General features: G+C 71.8%; 16 protein-coding genes. 6 read left to right on the top strand and 10 right to left on the bottom strand.

Annotated features, from left to right (window positions below; all coding sequences use genetic code 11):
• Positions 1-62: 62 nt before the first annotated feature.
• From B7K23_RS10180 to B7K23_RS10140, 9 genes are all read right to left on the bottom strand, one after another.
• Positions 63-1,124 (bottom strand): VWA domain-containing protein, encoded by a 1,062-nt coding sequence (locus B7K23_RS10180; RefSeq protein ID WP_084126478.1) that lies wholly within the window; start codon positions 1,122-1,124, stop codon positions 63-65.
• Entirely contained in the window at positions 1,124-2,185 is a 1,062-nt protein-coding gene (locus tag B7K23_RS10175) for a VWA domain-containing protein (RefSeq protein ID WP_084126944.1), read from the bottom strand. Before B7K23_RS10175 ends, B7K23_RS10180 begins: the two co-directional genes overlap by 1 nt.
• Positions 2,182-3,072: a DUF58 domain-containing protein gene (locus B7K23_RS10170; RefSeq protein ID WP_084126477.1), complete on the bottom strand. Its 891-nt coding sequence runs from the start codon at positions 3,070-3,072 to the stop codon at positions 2,182-2,184. Before B7K23_RS10170 ends, B7K23_RS10175 begins: the two co-directional genes overlap by 4 nt.
• A 2-nt stretch (positions 3,073-3,074) precedes the next feature.
• Positions 3,075-4,058, bottom strand: a complete 984-nt coding sequence (locus B7K23_RS10165) for a MoxR family ATPase (protein ID WP_084126943.1) — start codon at positions 4,056-4,058, stop codon at positions 3,075-3,077.
• Positions 4,059-4,096: 38 nt separating this feature from the next.
• Complete coding sequence (locus B7K23_RS10160) at positions 4,097-4,882, bottom strand: S1C family serine protease (RefSeq protein WP_084126476.1); 786 nt, start codon at positions 4,880-4,882, stop codon at positions 4,097-4,099.
• Between the two features lie 81 nt (positions 4,883-4,963).
• Positions 4,964-5,176: a YgaP-like transmembrane domain gene (locus B7K23_RS10155; RefSeq protein ID WP_084126475.1), complete on the bottom strand. Its 213-nt coding sequence runs from the start codon at positions 5,174-5,176 to the stop codon at positions 4,964-4,966.
• Between the two features lie 128 nt (positions 5,177-5,304).
• Positions 5,305-5,907, bottom strand: coding sequence for an alpha/beta hydrolase (locus tag B7K23_RS10150; RefSeq protein WP_255376305.1), 603 nt, complete (start codon positions 5,905-5,907; stop codon positions 5,305-5,307).
• A gap of 194 nt (positions 5,908-6,101) precedes the next feature.
• Positions 6,102-6,935, bottom strand: coding sequence for an SDR family NAD(P)-dependent oxidoreductase (locus B7K23_RS10145; RefSeq protein ID WP_084126473.1), 834 nt, complete (start codon positions 6,933-6,935; stop codon positions 6,102-6,104).
• Positions 6,936-7,084: 149 nt separating this feature from the next.
• Positions 7,085-7,573 carry a MarR family winged helix-turn-helix transcriptional regulator gene (locus tag B7K23_RS10140; RefSeq protein WP_084126472.1) on the bottom strand — a complete coding sequence of 163 codons (489 nt, stop codon included), beginning with the start codon at positions 7,571-7,573 and terminating at the stop codon, positions 7,085-7,087.
• An 86-nt stretch (positions 7,574-7,659) separates the two neighbouring features.
• Between B7K23_RS10140 and B7K23_RS10135 the strand changes: the two genes are divergently transcribed.
• Positions 7,660-8,631 carry a phosphodiester glycosidase family protein gene (locus tag B7K23_RS10135; RefSeq protein WP_084126471.1) on the top strand — a complete coding sequence of 324 codons (972 nt, stop codon included), beginning with the start codon at positions 7,660-7,662 and terminating at the stop codon, positions 8,629-8,631.
• Between the two features lies 1 nt (position 8,632).
• Positions 8,633-9,733, top strand: a complete 1,101-nt coding sequence (locus B7K23_RS10130) for a glycosyltransferase family 2 protein (protein ID WP_084126470.1) — start codon at positions 8,633-8,635, stop codon at positions 9,731-9,733.
• Here B7K23_RS10130 and B7K23_RS10125 read toward each other — a convergent pair.
• On the bottom strand, positions 9,720-10,001 hold the full coding sequence (locus tag B7K23_RS10125) for a hypothetical protein (protein ID WP_084126469.1): 282 nt from the start codon (positions 9,999-10,001) through the stop codon (positions 9,720-9,722). The two genes, B7K23_RS10130 and B7K23_RS10125, sit on opposite strands and share 14 nt — an antisense overlap.
• Positions 10,002-10,144: 143 nt before the next feature.
• Between B7K23_RS10125 and B7K23_RS10120 the strand changes: the two genes are divergently transcribed.
• Genes B7K23_RS10120 through B7K23_RS10105 form a run of 4 tightly spaced genes read left to right on the top strand, consistent with a single transcriptional unit; the run spans position 10,145 to position 14,619 of the window.
• Positions 10,145-10,756 carry a 2-oxoacid:acceptor oxidoreductase family protein gene (locus tag B7K23_RS10120; RefSeq protein ID WP_084126468.1) on the top strand — a complete coding sequence of 204 codons (612 nt, stop codon included), beginning with the start codon at positions 10,145-10,147 and terminating at the stop codon, positions 10,754-10,756.
• Between the two features lies 1 nt (position 10,757).
• The gene (locus B7K23_RS10115) at positions 10,758-11,987 is read left to right on the top strand and encodes a transketolase C-terminal domain-containing protein (RefSeq protein ID WP_084126467.1); all 1,230 of its coding nucleotides are present in this window, start codon (positions 10,758-10,760) and stop codon (positions 11,985-11,987) included.
• Positions 11,984-12,979, top strand: a complete 996-nt coding sequence (locus B7K23_RS10110; protein ID WP_084126466.1) for a thiamine pyrophosphate-dependent enzyme — start codon at positions 11,984-11,986, stop codon at positions 12,977-12,979. The genes B7K23_RS10115 and B7K23_RS10110 overlap by 4 nt, the downstream gene beginning before the upstream one ends.
• Positions 12,976-14,619, top strand: coding sequence for an NAD(P)-binding protein (locus tag B7K23_RS10105; RefSeq protein WP_084126465.1), 1,644 nt, complete (start codon positions 12,976-12,978; stop codon positions 14,617-14,619). The genes B7K23_RS10110 and B7K23_RS10105 overlap by 4 nt, the downstream gene beginning before the upstream one ends.
• Positions 14,620-14,626 lie beyond the last annotated feature (7 nt).

Raw genomic sequence — 14,626 nt, 5'->3', positions numbered from 1 at the left:
ACCCGCCGCGACCGCGACCGCGACCGCGACCGCGACCGCGACCGCGACCGCGACCGCGACCGCTAGGCGCGGCGTGCGGTCGCGGTGCGTGACCGCGGGCGGCTCCACCACAGCGAGAGCCCGACCGCGGCGGTGACCAGGGCGCCGGCGGCGCCCGCGAACCATGCGCCGACGTCCTGCTGCTCCTGCTGGACGGCGACGACCTCGTCGAGCCCGGTGAGCACGTCCGTCAGCTCGGAGGCGTCCTCAGCCGCGAAGTACTCGCCTCCGGTGAGATCGGCCACCTCCTGGAGGGTGTCCTCGTCGAGCGTGAGACTAGGACCGCCTCCGCCACCGCCCATGGCCATGCCGCCCGACTCCACCTGGGTCGAGTCGCACACGGCAGCCGACGCCTCGTCGGTGCCGAAGCCGATCGTGTAGACGCGGAGGCCCCGCTCGGCCGCTACCTCTGCGGCGGTGACGGGATCGACGCCGGACGAGTTGGAGCCGTCGGTGAGCACGACGATCGTCTCGGCGGCGTAGGACTCGTCGTCCGCGTCCGCATCGTCCGCTTCGACCTCGACGCCGGTCGAGGCGACGTCCGGGTCGATCTGCGCGATCGCGTCGATCGAGGTGAGGATCGACTGCCCGATCGCGGTGCCTCGCGAGGTGGTGAGCGCCTCGATCGCGGCGACCAGCTCGTCGCGATCGGTGGTCGGCTCGGACACGAGCGACGCGCTCGACGAGAAGGCGACGATGCCGACCGCGACCGACTCGTCCTGGGACTCGACGAACTCGACGGCGGCCTCCTGAGCCGCCTCGATCCTGTTGGGCTCGACGTCGGTCGAGCACATCGAGCTCGACACGTCGATCGCGAGCATGATGGTCGCCTCGCTCGTGGCGACGTCGACCGTCGTCTGGGGGCGCGCCACCGCGAGCGAGGCAGCGACGATCCCGAGCGCGAGCAGGGTCGCCGGAATCCAGCGCCGCGCGTGCGACTGGGTCGAGACCGCGGCGCGGACGGCGCGCACCGACGGGATCACGACCGCGTTGCGGCGGCGTCGCCGGCGCGTGAGCCACCAGACGGCGCCGAGCGCCGGCAGCAGCAGCGCGGCTGCCAGGGCGAGGGGCCAGGCGAAGGACATCAGAGCAGCCTCCCGGTGCGGACGATCATGAGGCCTCCGCCGGCGACGAGCAGGGCGAGCGCAATCCCCGCGAGGAAGGGCGTGAGCTCGATCTCCTCCTCCTGCGCGGTGACGCGCAGGTCGAGGCTTGAGGCGATGCCGTCGAGCTCGGACACGTCGGACAGCGCGTGATACGAACCGCCGGTGGTCGTCGCGATCTCGGTGAGCAGCTCCTCGTCCAGCGCCGTGGAGGTGGTGTAGCCGTCGACCTCGATCGTGGTGCCCTCGGTGGTGCCCACGCCCACGGTCTCGATGTGGACGCCGGCCTCGGCGGCGAGCTCGGCGGCCGCGATCGCGTCGGGGTCGCTGGTCTGCTCGCCGTCGGAGATCAGGACGATGGTGGCCGATCCCCAGTAGCCGAGATCGGACGCAGCATCGTCGGTATCGACCGCGTCGGTCTCGAAGGAGGCGGTCCCCGTCGAGGCCGTCTGCGCCTCGGATCCCTCGAGCGAGCCGGAGTCCTCCCCGATGCTCCCGTCCGCGGTCTCCCCGTCGAGCGTCACGGTCTCCCCCGTGATCGCGCTGAGGGCCGTCAGTATCGCCTGGCCGAGCGACGTCGAGCCTGACGAGGAGGCGCTCGCGATGGCCGCGATCGCCTCGGTGTGATCCTCGCTCGGCAGTTGCGTGCTGAGGGCGCCGCCCGAGAAGGCCACGACGCCCACGTCCACCGAGGTGGCCTGCGCCTCGACGAGGCTGGCCGCGGCCTCCTGCGCCGCTTCGAGCCGGCTCGGGGCGACGTCGTCCGCCGTCATGCTCGCGGAGGTGTCGATCGCGATCACGACCGTGCCCGCGGCGCGGGGGATCATGAGCACGGCCTGCGGGCGTGCGGTGGACACGAGGAGCAGCCCGACACCGGCGATCAGCAGCGCGGTCGGCACCTGCGAGACCCAGGCCTTCCGCGTCGGCATGCCCGCGCTCGCGAGGGCGGCCTTGCGTCGGCGCGCCACGAGCACGGCGCCCGCAACGAGTGCGGCGACGGCGACCGCAGCGACGAGGAGCATCCAGGGGGACAGGAACGTCACGCGCGCCTCCACGACGTGGAACGGACGATGCGGACCAGGACGTCGGCGAGCGCGTCCGCGGTCGATACGGTGTGCAGGTCCACGCGCGCGGCGCGCGCGGCCTCGGTCAGGAGAGAGTCCTCGCGCTCGACCTCCGCGGCGAACCGCGCGCGGAAGCCGGGATCGGCCACGTCGACGAGCACCTGCTCCCCCGTCTCGGAGTCCTCCATCACGACGGGCCCGAGCTCGGGAAGCTCACGCTCGAGGGGATCGACCACGCGGATCAGCGCGACCTCGTGCTTGCGAGCGAGCAGGGACAGGTCGCGTTCCCACCCCTCCTGGCCCACGAGGTCGGAGATGACGATCACGAGCCCGCGTCGCCGCGCGGTCGCCGCGGCCACGCGCAGCATCCCCCGCAGGTCGGTGGGCGTGCCGGGGGTGCCGGCGGGCGCAGAGTCCCGCAGCTCGCGCGTGAGCAGCAGCGACTGTCCGCGTCCCGTCCCGGGCTTGACCACTCGCAGCGAGTGGTCGTCGTAGAGCAGGGCGCCGACGCGATCTCCCGTCGATCCCAGCAGCCGGGTGAGCGCGACCGCGATCCCGGCCAGGGCATCGTCCTTGCCCTTGCCGGGCGCGCCGAAGCGCATCGAGGCCGAGCGATCCAGGACGAGCCACGCCGTGACCTCGCGGTCCTCGTCGTAGCGACGCACATGGGTCTCGTTCATCCGCGCGGTGACGGACCAGTCGATGCGGCGCGCCTCATCGCCGTCGGCGTAGGGGCGCACGTCGGCGACGTCCATGCCGCTGCCACGCGCGTGCGTGCGGTGGGAGCCCTGGAGGCGGCCGTCGACGCGCTGCAGCAGCTTCCATTCGAGGCCCGTGAGGAGCCGCTCGGGGACGTCGGTCGGCATGGTCAGCGTCCGGCCACCGCGGGGGTGGGCTGCGGGGCGGGCACCGCTGCGACGACGCGGGAGACGATCGTGTCGGCGGAGATGTCGTCCGCCATGGCCTCGTAGCTCAGGACGATGCGGTGACGCAGCACGTCGGGCGCGAGGTCGCGGATGTCCTGCGGGAGCACGTAGTCGCGGCCGTGGAGCAGCGCGAGCGCGCGGCCGGCGAGCGCGAGGTTGATCGATGCGCGGGGACTCGCGCCGTACGTGACGTACTTGTCGAGGTCGGGCAGGCCCGCGGAGCCGGGCTGGCGGGTCGCGTGCGACAGGCGCACCGCGTACTCCATGAGCGAGGGGTCGACGTAGACCCGCTCGGTCGCCGCCTGCAGCGCGAGCAGGCGCTCGGGGTCGAGCACCTGGTCGGGACCGGGGCCCTTCGCGACCGCGCGGTCGACAACCGCGAACTCCTCGGTCGGCGTGGGGTAGCCGACGACGACCTTCATCATGAAGCGGTCCATCTGCGCCTCGGGCAGCGGATAGGTGCCCTCGGACTCGATCGGGTTCTGCGTCGCCATCACGAGGAACGGGTTCGGCACCTTGTGGGTCTCTCGCCCGATCGTCACCTGGCGCTCCTGCATCACCTCGAGCAGCGCGCTCTGCACCTTGGCGGGCGCGCGGTTAATCTCGTCGGCGAGGAGCAGGTTGGCGAAGACCGGGCCGAGGCTCGTGACGAACTCGCCGGTGCCCTGGTGGAAGATCCGCGTGCCGACCAGGTCCGCGGGCACGAGGTCCGGCGTGAACTGGATGCGCTGGAACGTGCCGCCCGTCGCGGTCGCGAGTGAGTTGACCGTCAGGGTCTTCGCGAGGCCGGGCACGCCCTCGACGAGGACGTGGCCGCGCGCGAGCAGCGCGACGAGCAGTCGCTCGAGCAGGTGGTCCTGCCCGACGATCGTCTTCTTGACCTCGTAGAGCACCTGCTCCAGCTGGGCGGCGGGGGTCTCTTCCATGGTGGTCCTCTCGGGGTGGGTCGTGCGCGGGTCGTCAGTCATTGCTGGGGGCCTCCGTCACCCTCTCCCCCGTCGCCGGCCAGCGCGGCGCCGACGGGGACGGCGAGCCCGATGCCGGAGAAGCCCTCGTCACCGTCCGCGCTGAGCAGCGCGATGACGATGCCGACGACCTGACCGTCGGAGTTCACAAGCGGGCCGCCCGCGCTGCCAGGGTTCACCGCCGCGTCGAACTGGATGAGCCCGGTCACGGAGAGGTCGGTCGTATCGAGCGAGCGGTCTAGCCCCGAGACGACGCCTGAGGAGACCGACCATTCGAGCCCGAGGGGGGTGCCGATCGCGAGCACGTCGTCACCGATCGCGGCGGAGCCGCCGATCGTCGCGGGGATCAGCACCGAGGGAAGTGTGTCCGGCGTGAGGGTCGCGGTGTCGGTCTCCTCGTCGTAGTCGGAGACCGTCGCGGAGGCCGAGGTGCCGTCGTAGTAGGTCAGCGTGATGGACGTCGCGTCCTCGACGAGATGCAGCGCCGTGAGGATCGAGCCGTCCTCGTTCACGATGACTCCCGCGCCGGTCGCCGACTCGGTCTCGAGCACCACCACGGAGGGCGCGACGGACTCGTACAGCTCCTCGGTGGAAGCCTCGTCGGACGCCTCCTCCACCGTGGCGCTCGCCGAGGCGGACGGGACGGCGTCCGCGGAGGCGGAGGTGGCCGCCCAGCGCGCGGTGAAGGCCGAGACTGCGACGACGCCGATGACGGCCACCGCCGCGACGGCGGCCCGCAGCAGCGCTCGGGATCGAGGCGCACGGGCGTCGGAAGCGGGATCCATGCCCAGCACGCTAGAGGCCGGACCTGGGAGAATGCTCAGAGGCGGCTGCGGTCTTGCTGGCAGCGCCGCGCCGCCCGGCGCCTAGGCGGCCGCGCGCACCTCGCGGCCCTTGAGCGGCTTGCCGAAGAGCGGTGCGAGAAGGCACACGTCGCCCGCGCCGACCGCGACGAACACCACGCCGACGGCGGCGAGCGCCCAACCCGCACCTCCGAGGATCGCGCCGGTGCCGATGAGGGCCACGCCCACGATCGCTCGGGTCCATCGCCCCGCTGTCGAGCTCATGAAGGTCACCATGGTCCGTATCCTCTCCGGGGTCGCGCCTCTCGCGTCCTCACCACTCGAACATACCCCTGGGGGGATATGTCGCGCGACCTGCCGGGGGCGGCGCCCGGGCTGTGGGGCCTGGGTCCTGGAGCCGTCGCTCAGGCGTGGAGCGAGAAGGCCCCGTCGCCGAGCACCGGCTCCGTCGAGGCACCCAGCACCCACTCGAGCGCCCAGGGCCACGGGCCGTGTCCATCTGCAGGGTTCAGGTGACCGCCACCCGGGAGCTCATGCACCGTGGCGTCCCATCCGCGCGTGAGGTCGGCGAGGCTCTGGCTGCGATGGGGATCGGACTCGCGCCCCACCACGGTGACCGAGCCGGCCCCGGCGGCAGCGCCCGCCCCCATCACCGCATCGTCGCAGTGGAATGTCGCGACCGCGTCGACGAGCTCGTGCGGAGTGGGCGGTGCGACCAGGAGCACCCGCGTCGCCTTGAGCCGCTCCGGGACCTCCGCTCCGACGAGCCCCCACAGCACCGTGCCGAGTGAGTGGGCGACGACCACTCGCTCGCCGTCCCCGAGCATCTCGAGCTCCTGCAGCACCACATCGCGCCACGCGTCGAGGCGCGGCGCCGTGCACTGCGGCAGGAGGGGGTACTGCACCGGGACCTCGCGCTCGCGAAGCTGCTCCGCGAGGGGCCAGAGCCAGTGCGCGGGAGTCCGGGGGGCCATACCGTGAAGCAGGAGAACGCGTGTCTGGGACACCTGGGAGCCTTTCGTCGTCGGGGATCACGCACCCGACGGAGCCCGGCATCGTCGACGGGCGACGAGCGCGCCCGCTCTCCACGCTATACCCGGCGACAGCACCGTCCGTCCACGCGGACTGCGGTCCGGGTACCGCGCCGGCGGCGCCCCACTCCGCGGCGGCCGAGAGGAGAGCACGGCCGCCGCGGCGCGCGTCAGGCCTGGGCCTGGTCGATGTGGGACGGCACGGTCAGCGCGACCTTCCCGAGGGTGCCGCCGTCGGTCGCGGCGATGCTGACGCCCGTCATGTAGGCGGCGTCGTCGGAGGACAGGAAGAGCACGAGCCCCACCGTGTCGTCGAGGTTCGGCGCGCGGTCAAGCTTGAGCGGGATCTCGGTGGCGTTCTTGTCCCAGCCACCCGCGGCCTGCTCATGAGAGTCCTTCGAGCTCTCGCCGGTGATGAATCCCGTGGACATGCCATGCGCGGGGCACACCGCGTTGACGCGGATTCCAAGGCGACCGGCGGACAGCGCCGCCGCCTTCACGAAGCCGTTCACTCCGTGCTTGGCAGCCGTGTAGCCGGTCCAGCCCGGGTAGGCCGTGAGGCCCGCGGCCGAGCTGCAGATCACGACCGAGCCCTTCCCCGCGGGCTTCATGACCCGCACCGCGTGCTTGGTCGACAGGAACGCGCCCGTGAGGTTGACCGCGATGTTGCGGTTCCACGCCTCGAGGTCCATGTCCTCGAGCGGAACGAAGCCGAAGCCCGGCTCGGGGATGCCCGCGTTCGCGTACATCACGTCGAGCTTGCCGTACTCCTCGACCGTGCGGTCCACCATCGCGGCGACCGAGGGCTCGTCCGCGATGTCGACCGCGACGGCCATCGCCGTGCCGCCCGCCGCGACGACCTCGTCCGCGACGGCCTGCGCGCGCTCCTCGCCGATGTCGGCGACGACAACCTTCGCACCCTCCTTCGCGTACCTGAGCACGGCGGCGCGACCGAGGCCGGAGCCACCGCCCGTCACGATCACCACTGCGTCCTGAAACCTCATGTGAACCTCCAAGGGTCGATGCGGCCGCGGCGACGCGCCCGCCGAGCCGCGCACGCGGGGACATCGGCGTCCGCCGTCGGGGATGCCGGCTCACGCAGTACTTTACTTAACCGGGTTAAGTATCTGTACGGGACGGAGGTCCCGGCGACCTAGGAGCCCTGCGCGCCGCCCTCGTCCTGCGCGTACTCCTGCAGGCCCACGGCGAAGCGACCGAGCAGCGTCGCGAACTGCGACCGCTCGTGCACGCTCCAGCCCTCGAGGATCCTCCGCGTCATGCGATCGCCCTCCGCAGTCAGCAGATCCGCGCGCTCCCGACCCGCCGCGGTCAGAGCCGCGACCCTCGCCCGACCGTCGCCGGTGTCGGCCCTCTGCTCGACCAGCCCCCTGTCGCGAAGACGCGCGAGGGCCTTGGTCATGGCGGCCGCGGTGACCTCAACCTGCTCAGCAAGATCGCCCGCCCTCATGGGGCCGCGTGCGTCGAGCTCCCACATCACACGCGCCTCGGTGATGCCGACGCCGGCATCAGCGCGCCCGACGAACCTCTCGCGGAAGCTCGACGATAGGAACAGCGAGAGGTACTGCCGCTCGGCGACGGTGATCTTGTGCAGCAGCGCGTCATCGATCTCCTCGGACCCCATGGTCCGACCCTAGTGGCCACAACTCTGCGCGCCTTCTTCATCCGCGCTCAGGCTTCATTGAGACACGATCCCTAGCGTCTGACGGTATGCACCACAGCCCTCGTCGACCCCATCGCGTCCGCCGCTCCCTCATCGCCTCCTCGGCAGCCGTCGCGCTCGCCGCCGGCGGGGGCACCGTCTGGGCGCTCGATCGCTATGTCATCGACCACGTCGAGATCGCCAGCGCCTCCGAGTACGAGGCCGAGGTGCTCGGCACGGACGACGGTGCCGCGGACGCCGACGCGGCCGACACGACTTCCGACAGCGAGACCGCCACCGCCTCCGACTCGAGCGACGCGGACTCCCCCGAGGTCACGATCTCGACGTACACGTACGGCGACGGGGACTATGCCGCGACCTACTACGTCGCGGACGTCACCTTCAGCGACATCACGCAGCTCCAATCGGCGTTCGCGAACGACGAGTACGGGACCAACATCATCGACGATCCCTCCGAGATCGCGGAGGACGTCGGCGCCCTGTTCGCCATCAACGGCGACTACTACGGCTTCCGCGACACGGGAATCGAGATCCGCAACGGCGTCGCCTACCGCGATGAGGGGACGCGCACGGGAGCGGTGATCTACGAGGACGGCACCATGGAGGTCTACGACGAGACGGCCACGAGCGCGCAGGAGCTCCTGGACGATGGCGCCTGGCTGACGCTGTCCTTCGGCCCGGCGCTCGTCGACGACGGGGAGATCGCGTCGGACCTCGACACGTACGAGGTCGACACGAACTTCGGCAACCACTCGATCCAGGGGGACCAGCCCAGGACTGCGATCGGGATGATCTCGGCCAACCACTACGTGTTCGTCGTGGTCGACGGCCGCACCGACGACAGCGCCGGGGTCACGCTCGAGGAGCTCGCGGAGATCATGCAGGACCTCGGCGCCACCGAGGCGTACAACCTCGACGGCGGAGGCTCATCGACGATGGTCTACAACGGCGACGTCGTGAACTACCCTGGCGGCTCCGGCGAGGAGCGCGGCACCTCCGACATCCTCTGGTTCGGCTGACATGTGGGTCCTGATCCCGGCGTACGAGCCCGACGAGCGCCTCATCGATCTGGTCCGCGACCTCGCGCCGACCGCGCCCGTCCTGCTCGTGGACGACGGCTCCGGACCGTCCTACGGCGAGGTCTTCACCGTCGCGGAGGGCTTCGGCGCGACGGTGCTGCGCCACCGCGTCAACCGCGGGAAGGCCGCGGCCCTGCGCACGGGGCTCGCGTGGATTCGCGACCACTCTGCCAAGGTCGACGTCGTCTGCGCCGACGCCGACGGGCAGCATCGTCCCGCGGACATCATGAGGGTCGCGGCGGAGCTCACGCGCCGTCGTCGGGAGCACGAGCCGCCCGCGGTCGTGATGGGCGCGCGCGCCTTCGACGGCGAGGTGCCGTGGCGCTCGCGCTTGGGCAACCGGGCCACCAGCGCGCTCGTGGCCGCCGCCTCCGGCGCCGCGCTCGCCGACACGCAGACCGGGCTGCGGGCGTATCCCGCCGAGCTGATCCCGTGGGCGCTCGGCGTGAGGGGCGAGCGCTTCTCCTACGAGCTGCGCCTGCTGCTCGAGGCGGCCCGCGCGGGGATCCCCCTCGTCGAGGTCCCGATCGCGACCGTGTACCTGGACGACAACCGGTCGTCACACTTCCGGCCCGTCCGCGACTCGGCGCTCGTGCTGTGGCCGCTTGCGGCCTTCGCCGCCTCCTCGCTCGCCGCCTTCGCGCTCGACACCGCGGTCCTGCTCGCGGCCTCGGCCCTGGGCCTCGGCCTGGGAGCGGCGCTGGTGACGGCCCGTGCCTCGAGCGCCCTGCTGAACTTCGCCCTCAACCGCAGGGCCGTCTTCCGGGCCGACGGCCCTCCGCTGCCGCAGCTCGCTCGCTACCTCGCACTCGCGCTCGCGGTGCTCGGGGCGGGCTATGCGTCCCTCTGGCTGCTCACCTGGGCGGGCCTGCCGCTCCTCGTCGCGAAGGTGATCACGGACGGCGCGCTGTGGTTCGCGTCGTTCGGCCTCCAGCGCAGCTTCGTGTTCAGGCGGAGCGCTCGCGATGCACCGACCGCCGCCCACGCCCCGCATCGGCGAGGGCCCGCCGGGCCGCGGCGTGCGGCCGTCAGATCTCGGTGAGTCCGAACCCGTCGATCGGAACGCTCTCCCACTCGTCGAACGGGTCATCCGCCACCGCCGCGCGGGCGATCGGCGCGAGCGCCCCGAACGCCTCCTCCGAGTCGAAGATCGCAAGCCCGACGAGCCTCTCCGAGTGCGCGTCCTGGAGCGTGTGGATCGACACCAGGCCCTCGCGCCCCTTGATGGCGTCCTGGTAGCGGTGCATCGAGTCGATGAGCGCCTCGCGGTGCTCGGGCCTCGGGTGGTGAATCGACATGAGAGCGAACATGGGAACACCGTAGGACCTTGCGGGACCTTTGTCCCGGGGTGGCTACCCCCCTGGGCATAGCGTGGAGAGGTGGGCGTCACCGACGACGTTCCCCCGCGGGCCGCGCGCCCGCGCCGTCGCCGGGCGCCCCGTGGGACGGACGCATGAGGCAGGTCAGGATTCACGGACGCGGTGGTCAGGGAGTCGTCACCGCCGCGGAGATGCTCGCGCGGGCCGGGTTCCTCGCGGGCCACGAGGCGCAGGCGATCCCCTCGTTCGGCTCCGAGCGCACGGGCGCCCCCGTCGTCGCGTACTGCAGGTTCGCGGACTCCCCCTTGCGCACGCGCGAGCCCGTGCTCCACCCCGATGTGGTGCTGGTGCAGGACCCGACGCTGCTCGCGGCGGTCGAGCCCTTCGCCGGCCTGGGCGCTCACGGGCTCGTCATCGTCAACACCACGGCCGATGCGCCCACCGTGAGACGCGACGCGGGCGTTGAGGGCTCGCACGCCACCGTGATCACCATCCCCGCGATGTCGATCACCATGTCCCACCTCGGCAAGCCGAAGCCCGCGGCGGCGATGCTCGCTGCGTACGCCGCCGCCACCGGCGACATCACGCTCGACGCGATCGCGCAGGTCTTCCGCGACCGCTTCCCCGGCAAGGTCGGCGACGCGAACGCGCATGCGGCCGAGGAGGCGTACGCGTACGTGCGCGCCGAGGTCGCGGGCGACGGTGGAGGCGGCGGCCTCGCCGCCGCTGGGACGAGGGAGGCCTAACATGCGCGAGGTGCTCGAAGGCTCCCAGGCGGTCGCCCGCACGGTGGCGCGATGCCGACCCGGCGTCGTCTGCGCGTACCCCATCTCGCCCCAGACCCACATCGTCGAGGCCCTGTCGGTGATGGCCCGCACGGGCGAGCTCTCCGACTGCGAGTACGTCAACGTCGAGTCGGAGTTCTCGGCGATGTCGGTGTCGATCGGGTCGTCCGCCGCCGGATCGCGCACGTACACGGCCACGGCCTCCCAGGGCCTGCTGTACATGACCGAGGCGGTCTTCAACGCCGCGGGCATGGGGCTGCCGATCGTCATGACGGTCGCCAACCGTGCGATCGGCGCGCCCATCAACATCTGGAACGACCAGTCCGACGCACTCGCCCTGCGGGACTCGGGGTGGCTCCAGCTCTACGCGACCGACAACCAGGAGGCAGCCGACCTGCACGTCATCGCGTTCGCCGTCGCGGAGGAGCTCGGGATGCCCGCGATGGTCTGCATGGACGGCTTCGTGCTCACCCACGCGTCGGACGTCGTGGAGCTCGCCTCGGCCGAGGAGATCGACGCGTTCCTCCCCGCCTTCCGGCCTCAGCAGGTGCTCGATGTCGATCATCCGACGACCATCGGCACCATGGCGGGACCGGAGTCGTTCACGGAGACCAAGTACCTCCAGCATCTGCGCTTCCTCGACGCGACCGAGGTGATCGAGAGCTGGTCGCACCGCTTCCGCGACGCGTTCGGGCGCGAGGCGGGATGCCTGGTCTCCCGCTACGACCCGGACACACTCGAGCGCGACCATGCCGCGCCGCCCGCCGCCGCGGAGGACATCGCGCTCGTCGCGATGGGCTCGGTCGTCGGCACGCTGCAGGCCGCGCTCGCCCCCATGCGCGCCGAGGGCGAGCGGGTCCGCCTCGTGGGGATCCAGTCGTTCCGGCCGTTCCCCGAGCAGGCGCTGCGGGCGGCGCTGGGCGAGTGCCGCGACGTCATCGTGATAGACCGCGCGCTCGAGCTCGGAGCGGGCGGCGTCCTCACCGGCAACGTCGGCCGCGCCCTCGCCGGCACGCGCTCCCGCATCCGCTCCGTGATCGCGGGCCTCGGCGGCAGGCCGATCCTCGAGGCCTCGCTCCAGGACGTCGTGCGACGGGCCCGCGCGGGCGAGGTAGGGCGTCTCGAGTTCCTCGACCTGAAGGAGGGCGGCGTGCCCCTGCCTCCCGTCGGCGCGACGGAGGTGGCGCGATGACCACGGTGCACATCCCGTTCCTGCAGACCGGCACGCTCGCGGTCGGCGGGCGTCTGCTGGGCGAGGACGACAGGTCGCTTCAGTCGCAAGCCGACCGTCCGTCGTCCCTCACCAAGGGTCACCGCGCGTGCCAGGGGTGCGCCGAGGCCCTCGCGGCGCGCTGGGTCATGGACACCGCGGTGGAGGCCGCGGACGAGAAGCTCATCGTCGCCAACGCGACCGGCTGCCTCGAGGTGTTCTCGACCCTGTACCCCGAGAGCGCGTGGAAGCCGCCGTGGATCCACTCCCTGTTCGCGAACGCCGCCGCGGTCGCCACCGGCATCGCCGCATCGCTTCACTCCCAGGGCAGGGACGACGTCCGGGTGCTCGCCCAGGGCGGCGACGGCGGAACGGTCGACATCGGGCTCGCCGCGGTGTCCGGCATGTTCGAGCGCAACGACGACGTGCTCTACGTCTGCTACGACAACCAGGGCTACATGAACACGGGCGTGCAGCGCTCCTCGGCGACCCCCGCCTCGGCCCGCACCGCGACCACGCCTGCAGTCGGACGCCAGCCTGGCGCGCCCGTCGGGCAGGGCAAGTCGATGCCCAAGATCGCGATGGCGCACGAGATCCCCTATGTCGCGACCGCCACGGTGGCCGACCTCAGGGACCTCGAGACCAAGGTGCGGACCGCGATGTCGATCCACGGCGCGCGCTACCTGCACGTGCTCGTGCCCTGCCCGCTCGGATGGGGATCCTCATCCTCCGAGTCGATCAACCTCTCGCGTGCCGCAGTCCAGTCGGGCATCTTCCCCGTCCTCGAGGCGCGCGCGGGTGAGATCACGGACGTCCAGCGCATCCGTCAGCGCATGGATGTCGAGGCCTACCTCAGGCCGCAGGCCCGCTTCGCGCATCTGTTCAAGCCCGGCGGCGAGGACGCCCTCGAGCGCTGGCGTGCGCTGGCCGACGCGAACATCCGCCGCTACGACCTCATGGGAGAGCGCTCATGACCGGACACGATGCCCCTCCGACCCACGGCCTGGCGACTGGCCCCGCGACGTCGCTCGCGTATCACACGGGCACGTGGCGCACCGAGCGTCCCGTCTACGTCGAGCTCCAGCCGCCCTGCTCCCTGAACTGTCCTTCGGGCGAGGACATCCGCGGGTGGCTCGGCTCGACCCAGGAGGGCGACGCGGGCTTCGAGGCCGCGTGGCGACGCATCGTCGCGGCCAATCCCCTGCCCGCCGTCATGGGACGCATCTGCTACCACCCGTGCCAGGCGGCGTGCAATCGAGGCGACCTCGACGAGGAGGTCGGCATCAACGCGGTCGAGCGCTTCCTCGGCGACACCGCGCTCGCCAAGGGCTGGGCGCTTCCCGCGCCCGCGAAGGCCACCGGCAGGCGCGTGCTCGTGGTCGGCTCGGGCCCCGCGGGCCTCTCAGCCGCCTATCACCTGAGGCAGCAGGGCCACGAGGTGATCGTGCGGGAGGCGGCCGCCGAACCCGGCGGCATGATGCGCTACGGCATCCCCGCGTACCGGCTGCCGCGCGACGTGCTGGCCAAGGAGATCCGGCGCATCCAGGACACCGGCGTCGCGATCGAGTGCGACACACCGGTCACGGACCTCGACGCGGTCCAGGCCGAGTTCGACGCGGTCGTGCTCACCATGGGCGCGGGCGTCGCGCATCACGTCGACATCCCCGCGGGCGCGGCCTCGAAGATCGTCGACGCGATCGACGTGCTGCGCGACGTCGCTGCCGGCAAGCCTCCCCTCCTGGGCCGTCGCGTCGCGGTCTATGGCGGCGGCAACACCGCGATGGACGCGGCGCGCACCGCTCGCAGGCTCGGCGCGCAGGACGCCGTGGTCGTGTACCGCCGCACCAAGCAGCAGATGCCCGCCCACCCCACCGAGCTGGACGACGCGATCGGCGAGGGCGTGCGCGTGCAATGGCTGTCCACCATCTCGCAGGTCGAGGGCCCGACGATCACGATCGAGAAGATGGAGCTCGACGACGAGGGCCGTCCGCATGGCACCGGCGAGTTCGAGGAGCTCGACGCCGACACTGTCATGCTCGCGGTGGGACAGGACGCCGACCTCACGCTGCTCGACGGCGTCGACGACATCACCGTGGCCGACGGCGTGGTCCAGGTGGACTCGGGCACCCTCATGACCGGCAGGGAGGGCGTCTTCGCCGCAGGTGACGTCTCCCCCGGCTCCCGCACCGCGACCTTCGCGATCGGCCGGGGCGCCCGTGCGGCGAAGGCCGTCACCGCCTACCTCGAGAGCCGCCCGCTCCGGCCCGAGCCGCCGCAGCGCGAGGCCACGTACGACCGCCTCAACACCTGGTACTACTCGGACGCGCCGAAGCAGCACCGGTCCGAGCTCGAGGCGGCGCGCAGGGTGACGGGCTTCGAGGAGGTGCTGTCGGGGCTGGATGCCGAGCACGCGGTCTTCGAGGCGCGGCGCTGCATGTCGTGCGGGTCGTGCTTCGAGTGCGACAACTGCTTCGGCATGTGCCCCGACGACGCGATCAAGAAGCTTGGCCCTGGCCAGGGCTTCGCGATCGACTACGACTACTGCAAGGGCTGCGGCATCTGCGCCGCTGAGTGCCCCGCCGGCTCAATCGACATGATCCCTGAGGTGCGCTGAACCACCA

This window comes from Demequina sp. NBRC 110054 (assembly GCF_002090115.1).
GTDB lineage: Bacteria > Actinomycetota > Actinomycetes > Actinomycetales > Demequinaceae > Demequina.
This window is presented reverse-complemented; position numbering and strand designations above follow the sequence as displayed.